General features: G+C 63.0%; 22 protein-coding genes. 5 read left to right on the plus strand and 17 right to left on the minus strand.

Going from position 1 to position 24965, the window contains the following annotated elements; genetic code table 11:
• Positions 1-19: 19 nt before the first annotated feature.
• From AB8B31_RS27915 to AB8B31_RS27965, 11 genes are all read right to left on the minus strand, one after another.
• Entirely contained in the window at positions 20-1675 is a 1656-nt protein-coding gene (locus tag AB8B31_RS27915) for an ABC transporter ATP-binding protein (protein ID WP_018245991.1), read from the minus strand.
• Positions 1672-2538 (minus strand): ABC transporter permease, encoded by an 867-nt coding sequence (locus AB8B31_RS27920; RefSeq protein WP_018245990.1) that lies wholly within the window; start codon positions 2536-2538, stop codon positions 1672-1674. Before AB8B31_RS27920 ends, AB8B31_RS27915 begins: the two co-directional genes overlap by 4 nt.
• The gene (locus AB8B31_RS27925; RefSeq protein WP_018245989.1) at positions 2535-3485 is read right to left on the minus strand and encodes an ABC transporter permease; all 951 of its coding nucleotides are present in this window, start codon (positions 3483-3485) and stop codon (positions 2535-2537) included. The genes AB8B31_RS27920 and AB8B31_RS27925 overlap by 4 nt, the downstream gene beginning before the upstream one ends.
• A 91-nt stretch (positions 3486-3576) precedes the next feature.
• Positions 3577-5187: an ABC transporter substrate-binding protein gene (locus AB8B31_RS27930; RefSeq protein WP_018245988.1), complete on the minus strand. Its 1611-nt coding sequence runs from the start codon at positions 5185-5187 to the stop codon at positions 3577-3579.
• Positions 5188-5252: 65 nt separating this feature from the next.
• Entirely contained in the window at positions 5253-5966 is a 714-nt protein-coding gene (locus AB8B31_RS27935; protein ID WP_018245987.1) for an HAD-IA family hydrolase, read from the minus strand.
• A 221-nt stretch (positions 5967-6187) separates the two neighbouring features.
• A complete protein-coding gene (locus tag AB8B31_RS27940; protein ID WP_018245986.1) occupies positions 6188-7564 on the minus strand; it encodes an aspartate aminotransferase family protein in 1377 nt (458 codons plus the stop codon).
• A gap of 13 nt (positions 7565-7577) precedes the next feature.
• Positions 7578-8414 (minus strand): GNAT family N-acetyltransferase, encoded by an 837-nt coding sequence (locus tag AB8B31_RS27945; RefSeq protein ID WP_018245985.1) that lies wholly within the window; start codon positions 8412-8414, stop codon positions 7578-7580.
• Positions 8415-8616: 202 nt separating this feature from the next.
• A complete protein-coding gene (otnK, locus tag AB8B31_RS27950; protein WP_018245984.1) occupies positions 8617-9897 on the minus strand; it encodes a 3-oxo-tetronate kinase in 1281 nt (426 codons plus the stop codon).
• Between the two features lie 3 nt (positions 9898-9900).
• Positions 9901-10677, minus strand: coding sequence for a 2-oxo-tetronate isomerase (gene otnI / locus AB8B31_RS27955; RefSeq protein WP_018245983.1), 777 nt, complete (start codon positions 10675-10677; stop codon positions 9901-9903).
• Positions 10678-10691: 14 nt separating this feature from the next.
• A complete protein-coding gene (gene ltnD / locus AB8B31_RS27960; protein WP_018245982.1) occupies positions 10692-11636 on the minus strand; it encodes an L-threonate dehydrogenase in 945 nt (314 codons plus the stop codon).
• Between the two features lie 69 nt (positions 11637-11705).
• The gene (locus AB8B31_RS27965) at positions 11706-13022 is read right to left on the minus strand and encodes an MFS transporter (RefSeq protein WP_020493442.1); all 1317 of its coding nucleotides are present in this window, start codon (positions 13020-13022) and stop codon (positions 11706-11708) included.
• A 239-nt stretch (positions 13023-13261) separates the two neighbouring features.
• Here AB8B31_RS27965 and AB8B31_RS27970 point away from each other — a divergent pair, with 239 nt between their 5' ends.
• The 4 genes from AB8B31_RS27970 (at position 13262) to AB8B31_RS27985 (ending at position 17081) form a co-directional block, all read left to right on the plus strand.
• Positions 13262-14260 (plus strand): LacI family DNA-binding transcriptional regulator, encoded by a 999-nt coding sequence (locus tag AB8B31_RS27970; protein ID WP_018245981.1) that lies wholly within the window; start codon positions 13262-13264, stop codon positions 14258-14260.
• A 16-nt stretch (positions 14261-14276) separates the two neighbouring features.
• Positions 14277-14951 carry a 3-oxo-tetronate 4-phosphate decarboxylase gene (gene otnC / locus AB8B31_RS27975; protein WP_018245980.1) on the plus strand — a complete coding sequence of 225 codons (675 nt, stop codon included), beginning with the start codon at positions 14277-14279 and terminating at the stop codon, positions 14949-14951.
• Between the two features lie 173 nt (positions 14952-15124).
• Entirely contained in the window at positions 15125-15793 is a 669-nt protein-coding gene (locus tag AB8B31_RS27980; protein ID WP_026188726.1) for a haloacid dehalogenase type II, read from the plus strand.
• Positions 15794-15806: 13 nt separating this feature from the next.
• Positions 15807-17081 (plus strand): NAD(P)/FAD-dependent oxidoreductase, encoded by a 1275-nt coding sequence (locus AB8B31_RS27985; RefSeq protein ID WP_018245978.1) that lies wholly within the window; start codon positions 15807-15809, stop codon positions 17079-17081.
• A gap of 72 nt (positions 17082-17153) precedes the next feature.
• Here the strand turns inward: AB8B31_RS27985 and AB8B31_RS27990 are convergent, their stop codons facing one another.
• The 6 genes from AB8B31_RS27990 to argE form a co-directional block, all read right to left on the minus strand.
• Positions 17154-18611 (minus strand): NAD-dependent succinate-semialdehyde dehydrogenase, encoded by a 1458-nt coding sequence (locus tag AB8B31_RS27990; protein WP_018245977.1) that lies wholly within the window; start codon positions 18609-18611, stop codon positions 17154-17156.
• 28 nt (positions 18612-18639) lie between these two features.
• Positions 18640-19683 carry a tartrate dehydrogenase gene (locus AB8B31_RS27995; RefSeq protein WP_018245976.1) on the minus strand — a complete coding sequence of 348 codons (1044 nt, stop codon included), beginning with the start codon at positions 19681-19683 and terminating at the stop codon, positions 18640-18642.
• Positions 19684-19692: 9 nt separating this feature from the next.
• Positions 19693-21156 (minus strand): aldehyde dehydrogenase family protein, encoded by a 1464-nt coding sequence (locus tag AB8B31_RS28000; RefSeq protein ID WP_131591754.1) that lies wholly within the window; start codon positions 21154-21156, stop codon positions 19693-19695.
• A 129-nt stretch (positions 21157-21285) separates the two neighbouring features.
• Entirely contained in the window at positions 21286-21639 is a 354-nt protein-coding gene (locus AB8B31_RS28005; protein WP_018245974.1) for a cupin domain-containing protein, read from the minus strand.
• Between the two features lie 25 nt (positions 21640-21664).
• A complete protein-coding gene (locus tag AB8B31_RS28010; RefSeq protein ID WP_020493441.1) occupies positions 21665-22588 on the minus strand; it encodes a 2-hydroxyacid dehydrogenase in 924 nt (307 codons plus the stop codon).
• Between the two features lie 26 nt (positions 22589-22614).
• Positions 22615-23736, minus strand: a complete 1122-nt coding sequence (gene argE / locus AB8B31_RS28015) for an acetylornithine deacetylase (RefSeq protein WP_018245972.1) — start codon at positions 23734-23736, stop codon at positions 22615-22617.
• A 261-nt stretch (positions 23737-23997) separates the two neighbouring features.
• Between argE and AB8B31_RS28020 the strand changes: the two genes are divergently transcribed.
• Positions 23998-24918: a GNAT family N-acetyltransferase gene (locus AB8B31_RS28020; RefSeq protein ID WP_018245971.1), complete on the plus strand. Its 921-nt coding sequence runs from the start codon at positions 23998-24000 to the stop codon at positions 24916-24918.
• Positions 24919-24965 lie beyond the last annotated feature (47 nt).

Genomic DNA, 24965 nt, shown 5'->3' on the forward strand with positions numbered 1-24965 from the left:
TAACACCTGGAATCGGCGGTCAGTGCCGGCAATAGGCCCGCACCAGTTCCGGATCCTGCTGGAGCCCATCGAGCCAGGCCGGATCGAGCGTCGGCACCGACGAGAAGAGCAGCTGCGAATAGGGATGTTGCGGCGTCTTCACTGTCGAGGATGTGATTTCCTCGACCTTACGGCCTCCATACATCACGACGATCTCGTCGCAGATCGCCTCCACCACCGAGAGGTCGTGGCTGATGAAGATATAGGAGAGGCCGAGTTCGCGCTGCAATTCCTTGAGCAGGTCGATGACCGCTGCGGCGACCACCGTGTCGAGCGCCGAGGTGATCTCGTCGCAGAGGATCAGCTTCGGATCGGCGGCGAGCGCCCGGGCGAAGTTGACGCGCTGTTTCTGTCCGCCCGAGAGCTCTCCCGGCCGGTGATGACGCAGATTGCGAGGCAGGCGCACCATGTCGAGCAGTTGATCGATCCGGGCGTTCCGCATCTTTCGATCCATGCCGTGGTAAAAGACCAAGGGCCTGTCGAGGATCTCCTCAACCGATTTCGCCGGGTTGAGTGCGGTATCGGCATATTGGAAAACGATCTGCATCTCGCGCAACTGGTCGCGCGAGCGCTCGCGAGCGCTGCGACGCAGTTCCGTGCCGTCGAAGACGATCTTGCCGACCGCGGCCGGCAGGATGCCGGCGATGGTGCGGGCGAGCGTCGACTTGCCGCAACCGGATTCTCCGATGATGCCGAGATTACGGCCTTTTTCCACCTTCAGGCTCACGTGCTCGACCGCGCGAACGAGCGGCAGGCCGTCAGCCTGACGCTGTCCATAGCCGGCTACGAGATCTTCGATCCTCAGCAGTGGAGCCGTCGCGGGTTCGGCGGGGCCAGCTGCGCCGCGCGGTTTCGGTTCGAAGGCTGCAAGCAGCTCCCTGGTATAGGGGTGCTTCGCGTTGTTGAGGATCTCTTCGGTGGTGCCGGTTTCCTGGGTCTCTCCGCCTTTCAAGACCACGATGCGGTCGGCGATCTGCGCGACGACGGCAAGGTCGTGCGAGACATAAACGCCTGATATGCCGCCCTTCTTCATCACCGACTTGAAAGCACGCAGCACTTCGATCTGGGTCGTCACGTCGAGCGCCGTCGTCGGCTCGTCAAAGATGACGAGGGTCGGGTCGCCGATCAGCGCCATGGCGGCGGCCAGACGCTGCAGCTGGCCACCGGAAACCTGATGCGGATAACGGCTGCCGATCGTCTCGGGTTCCGGCAGCGACAGCGCCCGGAAGAGCTCGACTGCCCGGGCACGCGCATCGTCCGGCGACATCAGCTGATGAATACGCGTGACTTCGATCACCTGGTCCATGATCGATGTGGCGGGATTGAAGGCGGCGGCCGCCGATTGCGGGACATAGGCGACTTCGGTGCCGCGCACCTTGGCGCGCTGCTTCTCGCTGAGCCTGACCATGTCCTTGCCGCCGACCGAAACGCTGCCGCCGGAGATGCGACAGCCCGCGCGGGTATGGCCCATGAGGGTCAGGGCGATCGTTGTCTTGCCCGAGCCGCTCTCCCCGATCAGCGCGACGATCTCGCCCTCGGCAACATCGAGGCTGACACCCTTGATGATCTCGACGCGGCGACCGGAATCGGTGGTGGCCTCGACCTTCAGGTCACGGATTTCTATGAAATTGCTCATGACGTGCTCCGGTCGCGAATTTTCTGCGGCAGATTGTCTATCAGCAGGTTGACGCTGATCGTCAGGCTGGCGATGGCAAGCGAGGGAAACATCACCGCCGGCGCACCAAACGGCAGGCCGCCGATATTCTCGCGCACCAGCGCACCCCAATCGGCATAGGGCGGCTGGACGCCAAGGCCGAGGAAGGAAAGCCCGGAGAGCAGCAAAACGATGAAGACGAAGCGGATGCCGAGATCGGCAAGAACCGGCCCGACGATGTTGGGCAGGATTTCCGAGCGAATGAGATAGAGGGTGCTTTCGCCACGGATGCGCGCGACCGTGATAAAATCCATCGCATTGATGTTGACGGCGAGCGCCCGGGCGAAGCGGTAGGCGCCGGGGATGTAGATGACCGACAGCGTCATTATCAGAACAGGGACCGAGGAGCCGACGGCAGCGACAACCACCAGACCGAACAGCTTGCTCGGGATGGAGTTGAGAGCGTCGAGGAAGCGGCTGAGGATCGTGTCCAGCCAGCCGCCGGCGACCGCTGCGATCATGCCGAGCACGACGCCGCTGAAGCAGGCGATCGTCACCGCCGCTAGCGAGATGCCGACCGTATAGCGCGCGCCCATCAGAATTCGCGAGAGCATGTCGCGGCCGAGATAATCGGAGCCGAACCAGAGTTCCCGGCTCATCGGGCCGAAATAGTCGAGATCGACGATCTCGCCGACGGGGTAGGGGATTATCAACGGCGCAAAGATCGCGACGAGCGCCCACGCGAGGATGATGGTAAGGCCGATCGCGCCGACGATGTTGAAGCGATAGCCAAACCGGGTTCCGGACAGCCGGCCGGAAGCGGTTTCGGAACGGGTCATGGTCATCGGAGCCTCGGGTTGGAAAGGATGGCGATGATATCGGCGATGGTGATCAGCAGCAGGTAGCCAAGGCAGAAGATCATCGCGCAGCTCTGGATCAGCGGCAGGTCGCGGGTGGCGACGGCATCCAGCATCAGCTTGGCGATACCGGGGTAGTTGAAAATGGTCTCGACGATGATGACGCCTCCGAGCAGATAGGACAGCGAAAGCGCAACGGCATTGACGATCGGGCCGAGCGCATTGGGCAGTGCATGGCGAAACACAATGCGCGGCCGGGAGGCGCCTTTGAGCAATGCCATCTCGACATAGGGCGTGTTGAGCGTCTCGATAACAGCTGCGCGCGTCATGCGGATCATCTGGGCCGAGACGACGAAGGTGAGGGTGATCACCGGCATGGCATAGACGCGCAACAGGTCGGTCATACTATGGACCTCATTGGCGAAAGAAAGCGCCGGCAGCCATTTCAGGTAGACGGCGAAGATGAGCGCGGCGGAGGTCGCGACCATGAACTCCGGTACGGAGATGACGCCGATCGTGATCACCGTGACAATCCGATCGTAAAGGGTGCCGCGCAGCATCGCCGCAGTGATCCCGAGCGTGAGCGCGATCGGCACGGAGAAAAGCGCGGTGACGCCGGCAAGTTTCAGCGTGTTGACGAAGCGACCGGCAATGAGAGCGGCGATCGGCATTTCGTTGGCATAGGAGGTGCCGAGGTCGCCCTGCAGCAGCCCGACTAACCAGCGCAGGAAACGAAAGAGCGCTGGTTCGTCGAGATGCATGGCCTTGCGCAGGCCTTCGACAGCTTCCGGCGTGGCGGCTTGGCCGAGCAGGATCGTCGCCGTATCTCCGGGCAACAGCGTCGTCGCGAAGAAGACGGCAAAGGAGACGATCACCAGGGTGATCAAGGCGACGAACAATCTGCTCAGTACAAGGGATAAGACCTGGCTATTCACGGGCGTCTTCCCTTTGTGCGTTCGAGTTGAGTTCCACCAATGCAGATGGAAGAGCCGGGGCGCGGCTGCAGCCCCGGTCTCCTTTGCTTTATCAGGCTTCAAGCCAGACATATTCCGCGAAGGCGTATCCCATCTGGCCGCCGAGCGGGTTGGCTTCCAGGCCCTTGAGCTTGGCCGTCGTGGCATCGACGTTCGAGATATAGGCCGGAATGATAGTGCCGGCTTCCTGGGCGATCATGCTCTGCATCTCGTTGTAGATCGCTTTGCGCTTCTCTTGATCGAGAGACCCGCGCGCCTCGATCAGCATCTTGTCGAACTTCTCCGACTTGTACTGGCTTTCGTTCCACGGAGCGTCCGAGGTATAGAGCAGGGAGAAGAGGATATCAGGGGTCGGTCGCGGGTTGATATTGCCGAAGTGGATCGGCGCCTTGAGCCAGTAATTGTCCCAGTAACCATCAGATGGCACTCGCTGGACATCGAGCTTCATGCCGATTTCGGCGCCGGCGGCCTGGATGATCATGGCCATGTCGATCGACGAGCTCGCCGCATCGGAAGCGATGATCGGAATGGATTGGCCGAGGACGCCGGCCTTATCGAAGTGGAACTTCGCCTTCTCAGGATCGAAAGCCCGCGCTTTCAGGTTTGCGTCATGATAGAAGTTCGCAGGCGAAACGGGTTGATCGTTGCCGACCTCACCGAGACCGCGCAGCGCCGATTTGACGATCTGTTCGCGGTTGACGAGATACTTCATGCCCTCGATGAAGTCCCGCTTGTTGCCGGGCTCCATATCCAGTCGCATGTTGAGATTGGTATAGTTGCCGGACGTCGTCTTCGACAAGGTGAAGCCGTCGCCCTGGGCCTCGACGAGGCGCATGGAACGGGGATTTATCGCGGCCGCGAGATGGATGTCGCCCGCAAGCAGGGCGTTGACACGGGCATTGTCGTCGCTGATGGCGAAGTATTCGAAGGAATCGACGTTCGGGCCGGATTTCCAGTAATTCTTGTTCTTGATCCCGACCGAACGAACGCCCGGCTCGAAGACTTCCTTGACGAAAGCGCCGGTGCCGTTGGCCTTGGTGAAATCGGTCGTGCCGTCGGAAACGATCATGAAGTGATGCATCGACAGTATGGTCGGCAGGTCGGCGTTCGGGCTGGCGAGCGTGATCTCGACGGTCTGCTTGTCCACGGCCTTGAAGCCGGTCATCTGGGCGGCGATCTTGGCGACCTTCGAGCCGACGGACGGGTCGAGATGGCGCTTCAGCGAGAAAACCACGTCATCGGCGGTCAGCGGCTTGCCGTCATGGAAGGTAACGCCGTTCTTCAGCTTGACCGTCCAGGTCTTCGCATCCTTGGACTCGATCGCTTCGGCGAGCTCCATCTGCGGCGTGCCTGATTTGTCGAGGAAGGTGAGGCGGTTATAGAAGGAGCAGCACCGGACATAGTCGGTAGAGAGCGACGCCTTGGCGGGGTCCAGCGTATCGGCCGTGGAGGACGACCAGCCGGCCGCCTTGAGCGTGCCGCCGGAAACAGGCGTTGCGGCGAGCGCCTTGCCGGCGCGGCCAAGCACGAGCCCGCCGGCTGATATCGCCACGCCGCCCGCGAGCATCATATGCAGCAACTCGCGACGAGTGGCGCCACGACGGATGGCGGTTTCGACCATGGCATCGTCGGATCTGGTCCAGTTGGTGATTTTGTCGTTCATCTCATTCCCCTTTTTTCTTGTGTGGCGGGCTGCCCGTTACGGGCGGGCCCGATCTGCTTTCAAAGTCAGGCGCGCGCGGCGGCCGCGGCATCAGCAAGGCCGGCCATCGAGGTGAAATGGTAATCGGGTTTGGTGAACTCGGCCGGTTCGATCGTGCCGCCGTAACCCTTCTCAGCATGTCGCCGCTCGATCCAGCAATTGGTCAGCCCGAGTTTCCTGGAAATCCCGATATCGTGGTACTGGCTCTGGGCGACATGCAGGATGTCGTCCTTCGAATGTCCTTCCGAGGCGACGTAGTCGAACACCCTCTCGAAGAAGGCGGGATCGGGTTTCTCGGTCCCCGTATCATCCGCCGTGAAGGCGGCATAAAAGGGATTGCCGAGCTCTTTCTCGAAGAAATCGAATGCCCAGCGGCGGGCATTGGTCATCGCAACGAGGCGGTAATCCTTCGCAAGACTGGCCAGCGCTGCGGCGCTGTCTGCGAAACCCTTCCAGCCCTTCGCCGAATCCCGAAGCCGTTCGCCATATTTTTGATCGGCGGGCAAGCCGAGCTTCGGGGCGATCGCCAGGTAGACGCGCACGAGATCGTCGGGAAAGAGGTCGGCATCCTTGGAGTAGCGGGCTGCACGGTAGAGGCCAAGCGCCTGCTCGCCGTCGATTTCAGTTCCCGCCTCGGTCGCGATCTCGGCGAGGCAGGTCTTGAGGCCGCCTTCGAAGTCGATGAGCGTGCCGACAACATCGAAGGTCATATATTTGAATTCCGGAAGGCTCTTGCTCACGTGAATTCCCCAGTGTTCGGCTCCGGTGGGAGCGCGGTTCTCGAAGAAGAAAATTCTGTTCCGCCGGCGGGGTCATTGTCCCGCTCTTATATGGAAGGCCCGCATGTGCCGGGATCCAGGCCTTTCGTTGATTTCAGTGTGTCACCTGCACCGCACCGGATTCGCCGAATAGGCGCCATGAGGCGGCACAAAATACCGAATCTGACCGTTTCGCGGTATTCTCAGGCCCGCAGCGCCCGACGCACATCCGGGTCCTCCAGCGTCTCGTCCAGGGTGATGCGGGTGCGCTCGACGATCGCGTCTATCTCCGTTTCGGTGCAGCAGAGCGGTGGAGCATAGCCAAGCACGCCATTGCCGAAGGCGCGGATGACGAGGCCGTTCTCCCAGGCGCGATCGAAGATGCGGCGGGCGGGTTCGGCGGATGCAGGCAACGGCGTCTTGTTGACTTTGTCGACCACAAGCTCGACGGCGGCGAGCATGCCGCGGCCACGGACGTCGCCCACCAGCGGATGATCCCTCAGCGACTCCAGGCCCTGCATCAGCCGCGCGCCGGCCCTGACGCCGTTTTCGAGAAGGCCGTTTTCGTAGAGCCTCAGGACTTCGAGGCCGACCGCGGCGCTGACGGGATGGGCCGAATAGGTGTAACCATGGCCGACAGCGGCAGCACCCGCACCCTCGGCAATCGTTTCATAGACGTGATCGGCCATGAAGACGGCGCCCATGGGGACGTAGCCGGAGGTCAGGCCCTTGGCGGTCGTCATGAAATCGGGCACGACTTCATCCTCGCTGCAGGCAAACAGCGGGCCGGTGCGGCCAAAGCCGGTGATCACCTCGTCCGCGACGAATAGGATGTCATGCGCGCGGCAGAATTCGCGCATGGCCTTCATCCAGCCTGTCGGCGGCACCAGAACGCCGCCCGAGCCCTGGATCGGCTCGACGTAGAAAGCGGCGACTCGTTCCGGCCCGATCGCCTCCACCTTGCTTTTCAGCGCCGCAAGCGAGGCGTCGATGATCGCCTGCGGATTATCGCCCGCCGGGTTGCGATAGGCGTAGTGAGACGGAATTTTATGCTGCCAGTCGAAGGGAACGCCGAAGCCGGCATGGAAGGCGGGCAGCGCCGTCAAGCCCGCGCCGACCGTCGAGGAGCCATGATAGCCCTGTTCGACCGAGATGAATTGATCGCGCTCAGGCTTTCCACGGGCATTCCAGTAGTAGCGTATGAAGCGGATCGTGCTGTCCACCGCATCGGAGCCGCCAAGGGTGAAATAGACGTGGTTGAGATCGCCCGGCGCACGGTCGGCGAGTTCGCCGGCAAGCCGGATCGCGGGCTCCGAGCCGAGGCCGAAATAGGCCGTCGCATAGGGGAGTTCCCGCATCTGCCGGGCCGCCGCCTCGACGATGCTTTCGTGGCCGTAACCGGCATTGACGCACCAGAGGCCGGCGAAGCCGTCGATCAGTTGCTTGCCCGATGCGTCGGTGACCGTCGCGCCTTTGGCAGAGGCGAGCACGCGCACGCCAAGCTTTTCATGGCCGCGGTAGGAGGCGACCGGATGGATGAGGTGGGCGCGATCGAGTTCGATGAGGGAATTGCTGTACATGGAGATCTCCGGATCAGCCGAGTGCCTGGCTGGCGAGGGCAAAGGTGGTGGCGGTCGGATCGGCGGCGTCGTTGGCCAACGGCTTTCTCATCGTGATTCCGCCGCCGACATGGGCGAACCCCTGTTCGGCGAGCCATGGGGAAAGCCCGGTCTCGGCAGTTGTATCGACCCTGAGGAACCGTCCGGGCCGTCTGGCGATGAAATGTTCGATCAGTGTCTTGGCCTCGCCGAGATCGGCGGCCACCACCGGTCCGATCACTTCGCCGCGGCCGAAAGGACGCAGGCAAGCGAACCCGGAAATGCGGCCGTCGCGGCGAATGACGGCGAATTCGCCGATCCCGGCGATATAGGAGAGCAGCCCTTCACGGTCGGCGCCGAAGGCAAGTCGGTCGAGCCCCGCGATGGCAGCGAGATCGGCGTCGGTAGCCACTTCCGTTTCCATCGGCGCGGCCATTTCTCCGGCAAGGCCCTGGTGCTGCAGCACGGTTCCCGTCTCGCGGAAGCCAAGCTTTTGGTAGAGCGGCAGGCCTGCCGTCGTCGCCACCAGCCTCAGCGGTCGGTCTCCGGCGGTCAGCAATGCGGCGTCCATCAGTCTGCGGCCGAGGCCGCGACCGCGCATCGTCTCGTCGACAATGACCATGTTGATGGTCGCACAATCCCCCTTGTATGGCGTGACGAGCACGGTGCCGACGACCTTGCCGTCCTCGACCGCAACCATCGCTTCGCTCAAGGCGAGCGCCAACTGCCAGTCTTCCGTCCGATGCGGCCAGCCCGCCTGTCGGGAGAGCGCGACGGCGGCTTCCAGATGGTCCGGGCCGAACGGGACGATTTCGATCTGACTTGCTTGCATGGGGGCGTCCTTCATGTCGTGCCCGCCAGTCTGCCGGAGCGCCGGCGGGCAGATCGTCTGAAGGCCATGGTTCAGGCAGTATCTTATGGCTTTGCTATCATCGGCCGCCGCATCTTATGCTAGAATCAACCGATATGCGTCCTATCCAGATCCTGGCGGTGGGTCCTGGCGCTCGACAGTTCATAGACATGCGATGGGCATGTCAGTGCATCATCGCCAGCGCTGCCGTAAAGAAATCTTCGCCTCCGAAGTTCCCCGATTTCAATGCCAGAAGCATGTCGCCCTGCGCATTGCCGACTGTGCGCAGCACCGGCACGCCAGGCGCAATCTCCGGGCCGATCAGAAATGCCGGAATGGCGAGCCTGTCGACCGCCGCGCCTGAGGTTTCGCCGCCGGCGACCACAAGGCGCCGCACGCCTCTCTCCACCAGTTCGGCTGCTATGATCGACGTCGCGGTCTCGATCGCGTGGCCGGAGGCCTCTCGCCCGTATAGCGATTGCAGCCGGGACACGGTTTCAGGCGCAGCACTCGCGGCGATGACGATGGGGCCGGCGGAGATGCGGTCTCCGGCCCAGGAAATCGCCGCGGCGATCTCATCGGGACCGGCAAGCAGCCGTTCCGGGTCGAGCCGCAGGACGGGCATCGACCGTTCGGCGATGGCGAGCTGGTGGAGCGTCGCCTTGGAGCAACTGCCGGCAACGATCGCCGACAGCCCGCCCACAGGGCGAATGGCGTCCGCCGTCGTTGCACCGCCGGACGATATTCGACCAGAGCTGACCAGCGCGCGGGCAAGGCCGAGGCCGAGGCCGGACGCACCGCTGGACACCGGCGTTTTCAACGCGACCTCGCCGAGCGTTTCAAGATCGCGTTCGAAAATCGCATCGGCGATAACAGCAGTGACGCCTGCCGCGCGCAGAGCATCGAGCTTCGCCTTGACGGCGCCGGGTCCGGCCGCGATGGTCGTGAGATCGATCAGTCCGACGGCATTGCGCGATTGTCGGGTGAGAACCCGCACGAGATTGGCGTCATGCATTGGATTGAGGGGGTGATCCTTGAGCGGACTTTCGTTCAGCGGCTGTCCGCCGACGAAGAGATGGCCGAGATAGACGGTGCGTCCCGTTTCCGGAAAGGCGGGTGTCACCAGCACGGAGCCGCCGCCGGCCGCCTCGCTCAAGGCCTCGGTGACGGGACCGATATTGCCGGCATCGGTGGAATCGAAGGTCGAGCAGATCTTGTAAAGCACATGGCCGGCGCCCCGCTGGCGCAGCCATCGCTCGGCGCTTGCCGCCGCCGCCACGGCGTCCGAGGCCGGGACGGAGCGGATCTTCAGGGAAACGACCACAGCGTCGACATCCGGCAGGGCGAGCGACGGATCGGGGATGCCGACCGTCTGCACCGTGCGCAGACCGTTCTTCGTCAGCGTGTTGGCGAGGTCGGAAGCGCCGGTATAGTCGTCAGCGATTGATCCGAGCAAAATAGCCATCGTCTAGCTCCGTGCAAAAGGTTTGAACCAGCCAAGACCGTCCAATGTGCGGCCGCGCGGGATGTATTCGCAGCCGATGAAACCGTCGTAATCCAGGCGGTCGATTTCGCCGAACAGATAGGGATAGTTCAGTTCCTCCCCGTCCGGCTCGTTGCGTGACGGCACGCTGGCGATCTGGATATGGCCGGTGATCGGCAGCAGGCGTCGCAACGCCATAGTGACGTCGCCATGGATGATCTGGCGGTGATAGATGTCGAACTGGAGCTTCAGGTTCGGCAGGCCGCATTCGGCGATCAGCCGCTCGGCCGCGGCGAAGTCGTTGAGGAAATATCCGGGCATGTTGCGCCCGTTGATCGGCTCGAGCAGGAGATCGATGCCCTTTTCCGCAAGCCGCCCGGCAGCGTAGGTGACGGAGCGCCGATAAGAGGAGGCGGCGTCTTGGTCATGAGGGTCGGCGATGCCTGCCATCAGATGCAACCGCCTGACGCCGGTCGCCGCCGCATAGTCCAGGGCCCGCTCGACATCCGCTTTCAGCGCATCGAACCGTCCGGGAAGAGCCGCGATGCCACGCTCGCCTGCTGCCCAGTCGCCCGGCGGCAGGTTGAACAATGCCTGCTGCAGATTGTTGCGGGCAAGCCGTTCGGCAATCGCCTCCGGCGTGGCTTCGTAGGGAAAGAGGTATTCGACGGCGGCAAAGCCGGCTTCGGCTGCGGCGTCGAAGCGGTCGAGGAACGCCCATTCGTTGAACATCATCGTCAGGTTGGCGGCGAAAACCGGCATGTCTAGCGTTCCTTTTACAGGCTCTGCGGCTCTTTGGTGGAGCTGGGTAATTCAGCGCCGGAAAGCTCGGCATAGAGCCGCGCGAGCGAGGAATCGTCGTCACGGCCCATGCCCGCCCCGGAGGCGGCCAGATACATCTGCAAGGCGGCTGCCGCGAGCGGTACGGGATAACGCTCGGAGCGGGCCATGTCCTGGACGATACCGAGATCCTTGACGAAAATCTCGATGCTGCTGAGCGGCGTATAGTCTCCGGCCAACACATGCGGCACGCGGTTTTCGAACATCCAGGAATTGCCGGCCGAAGCGGTGATCACCTCATAGACCTTGTCGAGGTCGAGGCCCTGCTTGGCGGCAAAGGTTATGGCCTCACAGGCGGCGGCGATGTGCACGCCGGCGAGAAGCTGGTTGATCATCTTGAAGGCCGCGCCTTTTCCGGCCTCGTCGCCAAGCTCGTAGACCTTGCCGGCCATGGCGTCGAGACCCGGGCGTGCCGTGTCGAAGGCCTGGATGGAGCCGGACGCCATGATCGTCAGTTCACCACGCGCCGCCTTGGCCGCGCCGCCTGAAATCGGCGCGTCGAGATAATGCAGGCCGAGAGCCTCCGCCCGCTGTGCCAGATCGCGTGCGACCGCGGGATCCATGGTGGCCGACGAGATGAAGACGGCGCCGGGCTTCATCGCACGTGCGACACCTTCGGGCCCGAACAGCACCGCCTCGGTCTGCGCGCCGTTGACGACCACGGAGACGACGATGTCGGCGTCCTTTGCCGCAGCGGCAGGGGTTGACGCGCCACGTCCACCGTCGGCGATGAAGCGGTCCACCGCCGCCGGCGTGATGTCATATCCTACGACGTCGAGACCTGCGCGCTTCATCGACTGGGCCATTCCAAGCCCCATGGAACCAAGACCGATGACGGCTGCGACAACGGCCGAGCCCGAGTTTTCAGCAAGCGGTGGCATGAGGAGGTTCTCCAGTCTTGTGAGGAAAGGTCTGCGCCCCTCCGGGTGCTATCCCGGAGGGGCTGTGGTTTAGCGATTGACGGTTTTCGCAGGAACCGTCAACACGGCCAGCGAACCAACGACCAAGGCAGCCGCCAGCAGATACATGCCGGCGCTGTTGGTGCCCGTGAAGTCTTTGAGATAGCCTACCAGAAACGGCCCGAGAAACCCGGCGAGGTTGCCGACCGAATTGATCCAGGCAATGCCGGCCGCAGCGCCCGTGCCGGCGAGGAAAGCCGTCGGAAGCGACCAGAATAGCGGCGCGCAACTGATGGCGCCGGCAGCAGCCAGCGAGAGGCAGACAATCGAGACTGTCGTGCTCGTCGCCATCGTCGCCGCAACGAAACCACCGGCGGCGATGAGGGCCGGGACGACCAGGTGCCAGCGGCGTTCGCGCAGCCTGTCGGCGGAACGTCCGAGCGCCAGCATGGCAACGAATGTGCAGATATAGGGGATCGCGGAAATCAGGCCGATATTGAGGTTTCCGCTGACGCCCGAGGCCTTGACGATGGTCGGCATCCAGAAATTCAGGCCATATTGCCCGAGCACGAAGCAGAAATAGATCAGGCACATCAGCCAGACGCGACGGTCGGTCAGCGTTGCGCCGATGCTGTGTGGGCTTGCGGTCTTGGCCCGGTTCTCCGCCTCGATATTGGCCGTCAGCACGCCTTTTTCCTCATCGTTCAGCCATTTCGCGCCCTGGATCGTATCATCAAGGTAGAACAACGTCGCAACGCCGAAAAGAATGGCCGGAATGGCTTCGATCAGGAACATCCACTGCCAGCCGGAAAGTCCGTGCGTGCCGTGAAAACTGTCCATCAGGAGACCCGAAAGCGGATTGCCGAAAATGGCGGAGATCGGGATCGCCGACATGAAGGTGGTGATAATCCTGGCGCGGCGATGGGCCGGATACCACGCGGTCAGATAGAGAATGATGCCGGGGAAAAATCCGGCTTCGGCAACGCCCAGCAGGAAACGCAGGACATGGAAGACGGTTTCCGAAGAGGTGAACATGAAAGCGGCCGAAATGACGCCCCAGGTGAGCATGATGCGGGCGATCCACACCCGTGCGCCAACCTTGTTCATGATGATGTTGCTCGGCACTTCAAACAGAAAATAGCCGATGAAGAAAATGCCGGCGCCGATGCCATAGGCGGCTTCCGAGAGGCCGAGCTCGCTCGACATCTGCAGCTTGGCGAAGCCGACATTGACGCGGTCGAGATAGGCGACCACGTAGCACAGCATCAAAAAGGGTACGATGCGCCAGAATACCTTGCCATAGGCACGGTCTTCGAGCGTCTGAGCGGGATGTGCGCCAACGACTGGCGCTTGCGTCTGCAGCGTCATGATTTTCTCCTCCGATTGTTGCCGCGGTCTCCTGTCGATCCTCCCGCGGCACGCCGAGCCATTTGTGGCAGCGCTGCCATTTTCATTAATTCATTTTGGCAGCGCTGCCAACAGCAAATTGGTAGCGCTGCCAAAAAAACCTTGCTTCTTGGCGGGAGCGGTGAAAAATGGTGGCAACGCGGTGCTCATCGGGCGGGCAGGCCGGATAACCACCTCAACAGTCGGGTTCAAACGTAACGATGGAATTCAAACATCAACCGACGGTAACGCTTGCCGAGGTCGCGGAAGCGGCCGGTGTTGGCGAGAGCACGGTGTCGCGCGTGCTGCGCAACCACGGTTCGTTTTCCGGCAAGACGCGCGAGCGGGTGATGGCCGCGGTCGAGCGGCTGGGCTATGTGCCGAACCGGATCGCGGGAACGCTTGCCTCCACCGGTTCGCGTCTTGTCGCCTTCGTCATTCCCTCGCTGTCCAACATCGTCTTCCCCGATGTGCTGCGCGGTGCCAGCGCCGTTCTGGAGGAAAACCGGTATCAGGCGGTATTCTCCGTGACCGACTATGATCCGGGCAAGGAGGAAGCGCTCGCCGCCGCGATGCTTGCCTGGCGGCCGGCGGCGGTCATGCTGGCAGGGTACGAGCATACTGAGGGTACGGTGAAGATGCTGCGCGCCAGCGGGTGTCGGATCGTCGAACTGCTCGATCTGGACGGCGATGCTCTCGATATCGCCGTCGGCTTCTCGAACCGCGCGGCCGGACGGGAGAGCGCTGCCTTCCTGCTCAAGCGGGGTTATCGCCGGATCGGCTATGTCGGTCACGACCTGAACCGCGATACCCGTGCCGGCAAGCGGTTTTCCAGCTTTTGCGAAACGCTCGAAGCGCATGACGCCCCTCTCGTCGGCCGTGAAATTCTCGCAGGCGCTTCATCCGTGGAAAACGGCAGGTTGGGGCTGGAGCGGTTGCTTGCCCGCACGACCGATCTCGATGCGGTTTATTTCTCCAACGACGACATGGCGCTGGGCGGCTATTTTCACTGTCTGGCTCAAGGGATCGCGATCCCCTCGAAGCTTGCCATTTTCGGCTATAACGGCCTCGATATCGGCCGGGCAACACCGCAACCCTTGTCGACCATCCGAACGCCGCGCGTGGCGACGGGGCAGATAGCCGCGCAGCTGGTCGTCGCTAATGCGCCACCGCAGGCCGTCGATCTCGGCTTTGAACTGATCGAAGGGGCAACTGCGTAATATTGGAGGAACTGTCATGTCCGAAGCGCGCCTGCGTGAGGAAATCTGCCGATACGGCCGCTCGCTGTTCGAGCGTGGGCTGACGCCCGGTTCGTCGGGCAACATATCGTTGCGGCTGGAGGACGGTGGCTGGCTGGTCACGCCGACCAACGCCTCGCTCGGCTTTCTCGACCCGGCACGGATTTCCAGGCTCGATGCTGAAGGCCGGCTCCTGTCCGGCGACAAGCCGACCAAGGAGATCCCGCTGCACACCGCCCTCTACGATACGCGCGGCAGCGCCCGCGCCATCGTCCATCTTCACTCCACCCATGCGGTGGCACTGACCATGCTGCCGGAAATCGATCCGCGCGCCGCCCTGCCGCCGATGACGCCATATTATCTCATGCGCGCCGGCGAAACCGCGCTGGTGCCCTATTATCGTCCCGGCGATCCTGATGTGGCCGACGCCATCCGCGGGCTGGCGGGCAAGTATTCGTCGGTGCTTCTGGCCAATCACGGACCTGTTGTTGCCGGCGACAGCCTGGAGGCGGCGGTCTTTGCGACCGAGGAACTGGAGGAAACGGCGAAGCTCTATCTGCTGTTGCGCAACCTCAATCCCCGTTTTCTCAGTCCGGCGCAGGTGGCCGATCTCGTCAACACCTTCGGCCTCGACCTCCCGTCGCATCACGATCACGATCACGACGGCGATTGAAGGCGTCACTCCGCTGGCCGTTGACCGCGGGTGAAAGCGCGCAACCTTCTGCCAAACCCAGCTTTCGATACGATAGATTCTGCTTCCGATGCCGCCAATTCAGGCGAGCTGTGGGTGAAGCGGTGCCTATGATTGTGACACGTCCCCAGTTCCGATCGCTCAAGGATACGCAGATGACGACGTTCCGTCCGAAATACATCACCTTCGACTGCTACGGCACGCTGACCAACTTTCAGATGGCGGAAGCGGCGCGCGACCTCTACGGCGAAGAGCTCGACGAGCGGCGCATGGCGGAGTTCATCAAGAATTTCGCCGCCTATCGGCTCGACGAGATCCTGGGCGACTGGAAACCCTATGCCGAGGTGGTGCACAATTCGCTCGAGCGGACATGCAAGCGCAACGGCGTGACATTTCGCGATGAAGCCGCCCGGATGATCTATGAGCGGGTCCCAACCTGGGGGCCGCATTCGGATGTCCCGGCCGGTCTCGCCAAGGTCGCCAAGGAAATCCCTTTGGTCATCCTCTCCAACGCCATGAATTCGCAGATCATGTCGAACGTCGAAAAACTGGGCGCGCCCTTCCATGCGGTCTATACCGCCGAGCAGGCGCAGTCCTATAAGCCACGCTTCAAGGGCTTTGAATACATGCTCGATATGCTGGGCTGCGGGCCGGAAGACGTGCTGCATTGCTCGTCCTCCTTCCGCTACGACCTGATGTCGGCCCACGATCTCGGCATCAAGAACAAGGTTTGGGTCAATCGCGGCCATGAGCCTGCCAACCCCTATTACGGTTATGTCGAAATTCCTGACATCTCCGGCCTGCCTGGCGTCGTCGGGCTCTGACGGAGACACGCGGATGCAGTTCGAATCCTACTGGCACGACACGGCTCCAGCCTTTGCCGGCGGCGCACAAGGCCCCGTCGAAGGACATTACGACGTCGCCATCATCGGCGCCGGCTTTACCGGGCTTGCCGCGGCGCGCCAGCTTGCAAAGGCCGGCGTCAAGGTCGTGGTGCTGGAAGCCGAACGGGTCGGCTGGGGAGCGTCGGGGCGCAATGGCGGCCACCTCAACAACGGGCTCGCCCACAGTTTCCTGTCCGCCAAGTCCGCACTCGGCGTGGAGCGGGCCGTCGCCCTCTACAAGGCGTTCGACGATTCCATCGACACGATCGAGGCGATCATTGCCGAAGAGGGAATCGACTGCAATTTCCGCCGCGCCGGCAAGCTGAAGCTCGCTTCCAAGCCGCAGCATTTCGATGCCATTGCCCGCAATTTCGAGGCTGTTCACAGAGAAGTCGATCCGGACACGGCACTTCTGACCGCGAGTGACCTGAAAAGCGAGGTCTGCTCGCCCTTCCATGGCGCCATGCTCTCGAAGAAGAGTGCAATGATGCATATGGGCCGTTATGTCGCCGGGCTCGCCACGGCAGCCGCCCGCCACGGCGCCACCATCTTCGAAGGGGCGGCGGTGAGCGCACACCGGCAGGGCAATGGTCGCCACAGCCTGACGACCGCACGGGGCACCGTCACAGCAGACCACGTGCTGGTCGCGACAGGCGCCTATACGCCGTCGCTCTTTAACTATTTCCGCCGCCGGATCGTTTCCGTCGGCAGCTTCCTGATCGCCACCCGTCCGCTGACCGACGCCGAAATCGCCGCTACGATGCCCGGCAACCGCACCTGTGTCACGTCGATGAACATCGGCAACTATTTCCGGCTGTCGCCCGACAAGCGGCTGATCTTCGGCGGTCGCGCCCGGTTTTCCGCGACGTCGGATCAACGATCGGACGCAAGGAGCGGCGATATTCTGCGCGCCAGCCTTGCTGAAATCTTCCCGCAGCTTGCCGGCGTCGAAATCGACTATTGCTGGGGCGGGCTCGTCGATATGACCAAGGACCGCTATCCCCGCGCCGGCTATGTCGATGGTGTCTGGTATGCCATGGGCTATTCCGGCCACGGCGCCCAACTCTCCACCCATCTCGGCATGATCATGGCCGACGCCATCCTTGGCAAGGCCGACCGTAACCCGATCAAGGGGCTCGACTGGCCCGCCGTCCCCGGCCATTTCGGAAAACCTTGGTTCCTGCCGCTGGTGGGCTTGTACTACAAGACACTCGACCGGTTTCAGTAAAGCATCAGCGAGTACGAAAAAGGGCGCCGAGGATGAGTCCACGGCGCCCATTTTCTTTTGCTCTACCGCTGGTCAGTTGAGCCCCCCGATGTGGAAGCTCTTCATTTCCAGATATTCGTCGATGCCGCACTGCGCGCCTTCACGGCCGAGGCCGGACTGCTTGACGCCGCCGAAGGGAGCGACCTCGGTCGAAATGGCCCCTGTGTTCAGGCCGACCATGCCGAATTCGAGCGCTTCGGCGACACGCCAGGAGCGTTTCAGGCTTTCGGTATAGAAATAGGCGGCAAGGCCGAAGGGCGTGGCGTTGGCAATGCGGATCGCCTCTTCCTCGTTGTCGAAACGAAAAAGCGGGGCAACGGGGCCGAAGGTCTCTTCGCTGGCAAGCTGCATCTCGGTCGTCGCACCGCCGAGCACCATCGGCACCGCATATTGATCGCCTTCAGGCACGGAACCCGCGGTGGCGAGGATCCTTGCTCCCTTTTCCACCGCATCGTCGACATGACGCTTGATCTTCTCGATCGCCGCCTTGTTGATCATCGGCCCGATATCCGTACCGGCATCCGTGCCGGCCCCGACCTTCATGGCCGATACGCGTGCGGAAAGTTTGGCGGCGAAGGCCTCATAGACACCGGACTGGACGAGAAGGCGGTTGGCGCAAACGCAGGTCTGCCCGCCATTGCGGAATTTCGATGCGATTGCGCCTTCCACGGCAAGATCGAGATCGGCGTCGTCGAAGACGATGAAGGGCGCGTTGCCGCCGAGTTCGAGGCTGAGCCGCTTGACGCTGTCGGCCGCGCCGCGCATCAGCAGAGAGCCGACGCGGGTCGAGCCGGTGAAAGAGATCTTGCGGACGGTCTGGTTGGCCATCAGCTCGTCGCCGATCGCAGCCGGCATGCCGGTGACGATATTGATGACGCCCTTCGGGATGCCGGCGCGTTCCGCCAGCACGCCAAGTGCCAGCGCCGAATAGGGAGTCAGGTCCGATGGCTTGATGACGACGGTGCAGCCTGCGGCGAGTGCCGGCCCGACCTTGCGGGTAATCATCGCATTCGGAAAATTCCACGGCGTGATGATCGCCGACACGCCGACAGGCTCCTTCAGAACGACGATCCGCCGGTCCGTCGTCGGCGAGGGAATGGTCGTTCCACCGATGCGGCGCGCCTCCTCGGAAAACCATTTGATGAACGAGGCGCCATAGCGGATTTCGCCGCGCGCTTCCGTCAGTGGCTTGCCCTGCTCGCGGGTGAGGATCAGCGCCAGATCCTCGATATTGTCGAGCATCAGATCGTGCCAGGCTTCCAGCAATGCGCCACGCTCGGCATTGGTCTTTGCGCGCCATGGACCAAAGGCTTTCTCCGCCGCGGCGATTGCCTCCCTCGTATCGGCTCCGTCCATGTCGGGCACTGTGCCCAGCACATGCTGCGTCGCCGGGTCGATCACCTCGATCGTGCGCCCGGCTGCGGCCCCGCGCCATTCTCCATCGATCAGCCCTTGCTCACGAAACAGGCCGCTATCCCTTAATCTGTTCATTCTGTTCTCCATTGATCAGCCCCATTGATCAGCCAAGTGCCGAAAGCACCGATGCCGTGATCGCGTCCGTCTTGTCCTTGCCGGGAATTGCGCCGATGCCGCGTGCCGTCGTCGCCTCGATTGCGGCCATCACCCTTGCGGCGGCAGCCGCTTCTCCCAAATGCTCGAGCATCATCGCGCCCGACCAGATGGCGGCGATCGGATTGGCGATGCCGAGATGAGCGATATCGGGCGCGGAGCCGTGGACCGGTTCGAACATCGATGGCGCCGAGCGATCGGGATTGATATTGGCGGAGGCTGCAAAGCCGAGCCCCCCCTGGATGGCAGCGCCGAGGTCGGTCAGGATATCGCCGAACAGGTTGGAGGCGACCACGACGTCGAGACTATCAGGCGCCATGACCATGCGGGCGGCCATGGCGTCGATATGGTAGCTGGTCACCTCGACATCGGGATATTCCGCAGAAAGCTTCTGGGTGATCTCGTCCCAGAAGACCATCGAATATTTCTGGGCGTTGGACTTCGTCACCGAGGCAAGCTTGCCGCTGCGCGCACGCGCCTGCTCAAAGCCGAAACGCAGGATGCGCTCAACCCCCTTGCGGGTGAAAATCGAAGTCTCGACCGCTACCTCATTATCGGCGCCCTGGTGGACGCGGCCACCGGCGCCGGAATATTCGCCCTCGGTATTTTCACGAATGCAGAGGATGTCGAAGCCGTCAGACCGCAACGGCCCCTGCACACCCGGCAGCAGCCGGTGCGGGCGGATATTGGCATATTGCACGAAAGCCTTGCGGATCGGCAGCAGAAGTCCGTGCAGCGACACGGAATCCGGTACCTTGCGAGGCCAGCCGACGGCACCGAGCAGGATGGCATCGAAGGACCTGAGCGTTTCGATGCCATCGGCGGGCATCATGCTGCCGTTCTCCAGATAGTAGTCGCAGGACCAGGGATAGCTGGTTGCATCAAGAGAAAATCCGTTCGATTGAGCCGCCTTTACGAGCACGGCCCAGGCTGCTGCCGTCACGTCGCGGCCGATGCCGTCTCCGGGCAGAAGGGCGATCTTGTAGGTCTTCATCGCAGGTCCTCACAGGCTGATGAGCACACTCTTGCTCTTGCGGTTGGCGAGATAGGCATCGCGGCCGAGATCCTTGCCGATGCCCGACTGCTTATAGCCGCCGGTCGGCAGGATATGGTCGCGCGAGCGGCCGTAGCGGTTGACCCAGACGGTGCCGGCCTGAAGGCGGCGGGTCACGCGGATGGCACGCGAGAGGTCGCGGGTGAAGAGGCCGGCGGCGAGCCCATAGGCCGGATGGTCGGCGAGCCTCAGCGCTTCCTCCTCGTCATCGAAGGTCTGAATGGTCAGCACCGGTCCGAAGATTTCCTCGAGAACCGCCGGCGATGTTGCCGTCACGCCGGAAATCAGGGTCGGTGCGTAGAAATAGCCCTCGCGGTCGAGGCGGCGGCCACCGGTGAGGCATTCGGCGCCGTCGTCGATAGCGGCGCGGATGATGCCGTCCATGCGGGCGATCTGGCGTTCGGAGATGACGGGCGAATAATCGGTCGCCTCGTCCCAGGTGGGGCCGGGGCGGATGGCCGCCAGCCTGGCCACGAGCGCTGCCGCGAGTTCGTCCGCCACCGTCGCCTCGACGATGAGGCGGGATCCACATACGCAGGCCTGACCGGCGTTGGAGAGAATGCTGCCGGCGATTGCGCCGGCTGCAAGCTGGAGATCGGCATCGGCGAAGACCAGTTGCGGGCTTTTGCCGCCGAGTTCCAGCGTCATCGGCTTGACGCCGGTGCGGGCGATATTGGTCATGATCGCCGAGCCGGCCGCCGTCGAGCCGGTGAAGCTGACTTTGGAGATGCCCGGATGTCCGGTGATGGCATTTCCGGTGGTCGGGCCGTCGCCGAGCACGATGTTGACGAGACCGGCCGGCAGGCCGGCTCGCACCGAAAGTTCGGCGAGATAGAGCGTCGAAAACGGCGTCATTTCCGACGGCTTCAACACCACCGCATTGCCTGCCGCCAGCGCCGGACCGAGCTTCCAGCCGGCCATGGACAAGGGAAAATTCCAGGGTGTGATGGCGCCGACGACGCCATAGGGTTCCGTCATGATCATGCCGAAGTTCGCATCGTCGGTCGGGACGAGGTCGCCGCCTTCCTTGTCGGCGAACTCGGCAAAGAAGCGGATCTGTTCGGCGGTGACGGCGATGTCGCCGGCGACGAGATGACCGATGGGCCGCGTCGAGGAGAGCGCCTCGAGCCTGGCGAGGGTCTCCGCCTCGGCTTCGATCAGGTCCGCCCAGCGCTGCAGCGCCACGGTGCGCTCGCGCGGCCGCATGCCGCCCCAATTGCTCGTCTTCAATGCGGTCCTGGCGGTTTCGACGGCGTGATCGACAAGGGCTTCGTCGGCCAGCGGACAGCCGGCATAAGCCTTGCCGTCGGATGGGCGATGCATGTCGATGACCGCCTCGGCCGGAGCCAGCCGCCCGCCAATGAAATGTCCGACGGGCAAGGATATCGTGTTCGGATCGAAGCTGAGTGTCATCGCATGTCCTCGGGATGGGCTGAGGCAAGCCTAACTGGGGAATGCGAGCAGCATGCATCGACCGGTGATGCCGCAGCGGCGAAAAATTGCGTTTTCGCCGATGCGGCAGTCAAATCTACGGCGTCGGCATCACGACACGGTGACGTAGATCTTGCGCACCGTCTCGATCGTCTTCCAGACGCCAACGAAGCCCGGCTTCATGACGAAGCTGTCGCCGGCCTTGTAGACCACCGGTTCGCCGCCTTCCGGCGTGAGTTCGATCAGACCGGAAAGGATGTGGCAGAACTCGAACGTCTCACCCTTGATCGAGCGCGTCTCGCCGGGTGTCGCCTCCCACACGCCGCTATGAACCGTCTCGCCGCGGGCGACGTCCTGCGCCCAGGTCTTGAAGGCCGGATTGCCCGAGATCAGCCGTTCTGGAAGTGGGCCGGACTCGCGCGGCGCGAAGGATGGATTGGTGTCGATCGTCTTGAGGAGGGACATGATTTTGCTTTCCTAGGTTGAGAGCTCAGTAGCCGCGGCTGCGATCGATCAGTCCGATCGGATCGAGGCCTGCCTGGTGCCGCTTGATGTTGCCGATCACGGCCGCCGCGGCGGTTTCAGCTTGGGTGACGCTTGCAATGTGCGGCGTCAGCAGGATCTTCGGATGGTTCCAGAAGGCGTGGTCCTCAGGCAGCGGTTCCGGATCGGTGACGTCGACGACGGCGCCGGAGAGATGTCCGGTGTCGAGCGCGTCGACGAGCGCCTGATGATCGAGCTGAGCGCCGCGACCGACATGGACGAGCGCAGCGCCGGCCGGCAATCTGGCGAAGAGCTCGGCATTCAGGAAGCCGCGCGTCTCATCCGTCAGCGGCAGCAGGCAGATGAGAATGTCGGTGGTTGCAAGCAGGGTATCGAGGCCGTCGCGGCGGCTGAGGCATCGGATGCCGTCGATCTCGCGCGGGCTGCGGCTCCAGCCGCAAAGCGGAAAACCGAAGGGCTGCAGACGCTCGAGCACCGCGCTTCCAAGCATGCCGAGGCCGAGCACGCCGATGCGGCGTTCAGAGGCTTGCACCGGCGCGATCGTCTGCCAGGTCCGGCGCCGCTGCTGGTCGAGATAGGTCGGCAGGTCGCGATGGAGCGCAAGCACGGCCAGCGTCACATATTCCTGCATCATTCTGATGATGCCGTCCTCGACCATGCGCACGACCTTGACCGATGCTGGCACGGCATCGATGCGGAACTGGTCGATGCCGGCGCCGATCGAAAAGAGGATTTCGAGATTGCGATAGCGCGCGAGATCATCCGGCACCGTCCAGGTGATCAGGTAGCGCACGGCGTCCGCTTCGACCGACTTGGGATCCATGGAGAAGGCAATGTCGGGCAATTCGCGCGCGAAGGCTTCGGCGAAGATGGCGCCGCGCTTCGCGTCGGAATTGAAGAGAAAGGTCATTGCGTCGGCTCCTTGATCGGATGTCATCAGGCACAGCGGCGGCCAAGCGCCTCGACCATCGCCTGGCAGGCGAGCAGTTCGCCGGTGAGGATGAATTCGTCCGGCTTGTGGGCGCGGCCGATGTCGCCAGGGCCGCAGATGATCGCGTCGATGCCGGCGCGCTGGAAAAGGCCGGCCTCCGTGCCGTAGCTGACGGCGGCGAGCGGCTCGATGCCGGTCAGCTCGCCAAGCAGTGTCGCAAGCGGCGCATCGGCGGCAAGCGAAAGTGCCGGATAGGCGCTGAGTTCGCGCCATTCCACCTGAAAGCCGAACTGCGACAGCGCCTCGGCCGCCACTCGGAGCGGCGCCAGCAGCGTGACTGGATCGACGCCGGAAATAGCCCGCGCTTCGAACTCGGCCTCGCAACTGTCGGGAATGATGTTGACTGCCTGGCCGCCCTTCAGCGTGCCGACCTGAAGGGAGGAGTAGGGCGGTTCGAAGACATGCTCGAACGGGCCGGAGGTGAGCTGTTCGGCTTCGGCGCGAGCGCAGGCCAGAACATCCGTGATGGCATGGATTGCGTTCAGTCCCTGGTCCGGGCGCGAGGAATGGCCGGACCGGCCCCTGACCGTCAGCCGGGCGGCGGCTTTGCCCTTGTGGGCGCGGATCGCCCGCATGCCGCTCGGCTCGCCGATGATTGCACCAAGCGGGGCTGCACAGAGCTCCGGCAGGCAGGCAATCATGTGCGGCACGCCGCGGCAGCCGGCCTCCTCATCATAGGAAAAGGCAAGGTGGACGGGCTGGCGAAGTGGCATGGCCGCAAGCGCCGGGACGGCGGCGAGAACGACGGCCAGGAAGCCCTTCATGTCGGTGGCGCCGCGTCCGTAGAGGCGGTCCGCTTCGGCGCGCAGGCGGAACGGATCGCTGGTCCAGCCGCCTTCGGCGGCGGGGACCACGTCCATATGGCCTGAGAGGATATAGCCCGGCGTTTCCTTCGGGCCGATCGTGGCGAAGAGGTTCGACCGATCGCCTTCCGGGCCGGGAAGCTCGGTGACGACAGCGCCGTGGCTCTGCAGATAGTGCCGGATCCACGCGACGATCTCGCCATTCGGCGTGCCGACGACGGAGGGGAAGCCAACGAGCCTTTCGAGAATTTCAATTGCCTGCATGGGATTCCTCACAGTGCGGGGATCTTTGAGGGTGCTTGCAACTGGGCTGACGGGAGGCGACATTCCAGGCTCACGGTGAACGGCGACTGCGGCCGGTCGGGCCTAGTCAATGACTTTAGAGGACGGTCCAGGCTTTATTTGCCGAAAGCGCAGCGGATTTGGTCGATTGTTGTGTTTGCGCCGGCCCAACCAGTGAATTGTATCGAACGATCTGTTCTAGTCTGGTCAGAGAAGTTTCCGGGCGCAGGCTTGGCCAGAAAAATGCGGCAGGGGGTGGGAGTGAGCGAACTGACATCCGAATCCAGGTTCGTCGACAGTTTCGAGACGCACATTGCCGGGATCGACAGCGTCGCCCTCGACAAGTTGCATGCGCTGTCGATGACCGTCGCCTGGCCGCATCGTGGCGAAGACTGGCAGTTCTTGCGGGAATTCGGCCAGGGCATCGTGGCGATCGATGAAATCGGCCGCATCCTGGGCTCTGCGATGTGGTTTCCCTACGATGCCCAATTTGCAACGATCGGTATGGTCATCACCTCGCCGCGTCTTCAAACCAATGGCGCCGGGCAATGGCTCATGGGCCACGCGCTGGAGCAGGTCGCCGGGCGCAACCTCGGGCTGAATGCGACGCGCGCGGCGCGACGTCTCTATCGTTCCCTGAACTTTGTTCGCGAGGCACTCGTCTTTCAATGCCAGGGCGAAGCGATATCGCCGCCGGATGTGGAGCTGCCGTCCGGTGCTGTGATACGGGCAGTGGAGGCCGGCGATCTGGAAGCGATCGCCGAATTGGACTGCGTGGCCTTCGGCACCGATCGCAAGCTGCTCCTGGCCCGGTTGATGGCAAATTCCAAAGGCATCGTGTTAACCCGTGCCGGCAGGATCGAGGCTTTTTCGCTTTGCCGGCGGTTCGGGCGTGGCCATGTCATCGGTCCTATTGTGGCGGGCAGTGACGCAGACGCGATCGCCGTCGTCCGCCCACATGCCGCCGAGCATGCAGGAGCGTTCCTGCGCCTCGACACACGCGAGCAGGGCGGGACCTTTTCCGATTTCCTCTCTCGCTGCGGTCTTCCCGTTTACGACATCGTGACGACCATGTCGCTCGGCGGCCCTTGGCTTCCGGTTCCGGGACATCAGGCGGCGCACGAGCCGAGAACCTATGCACTCGTCAGTCAGGCACTCGGTTGACGCAGGCCTACCTGGCGATCGTTGTCGGATTCTAGAGCGGTTCAGCT

This window comes from Rhizobium sp. 62_C5_N11_2 (assembly GCF_051811185.1).
Taxonomy (GTDB): Bacteria; Pseudomonadota; Alphaproteobacteria; order Rhizobiales; family Rhizobiaceae; genus Rhizobium; species Rhizobium leguminosarum.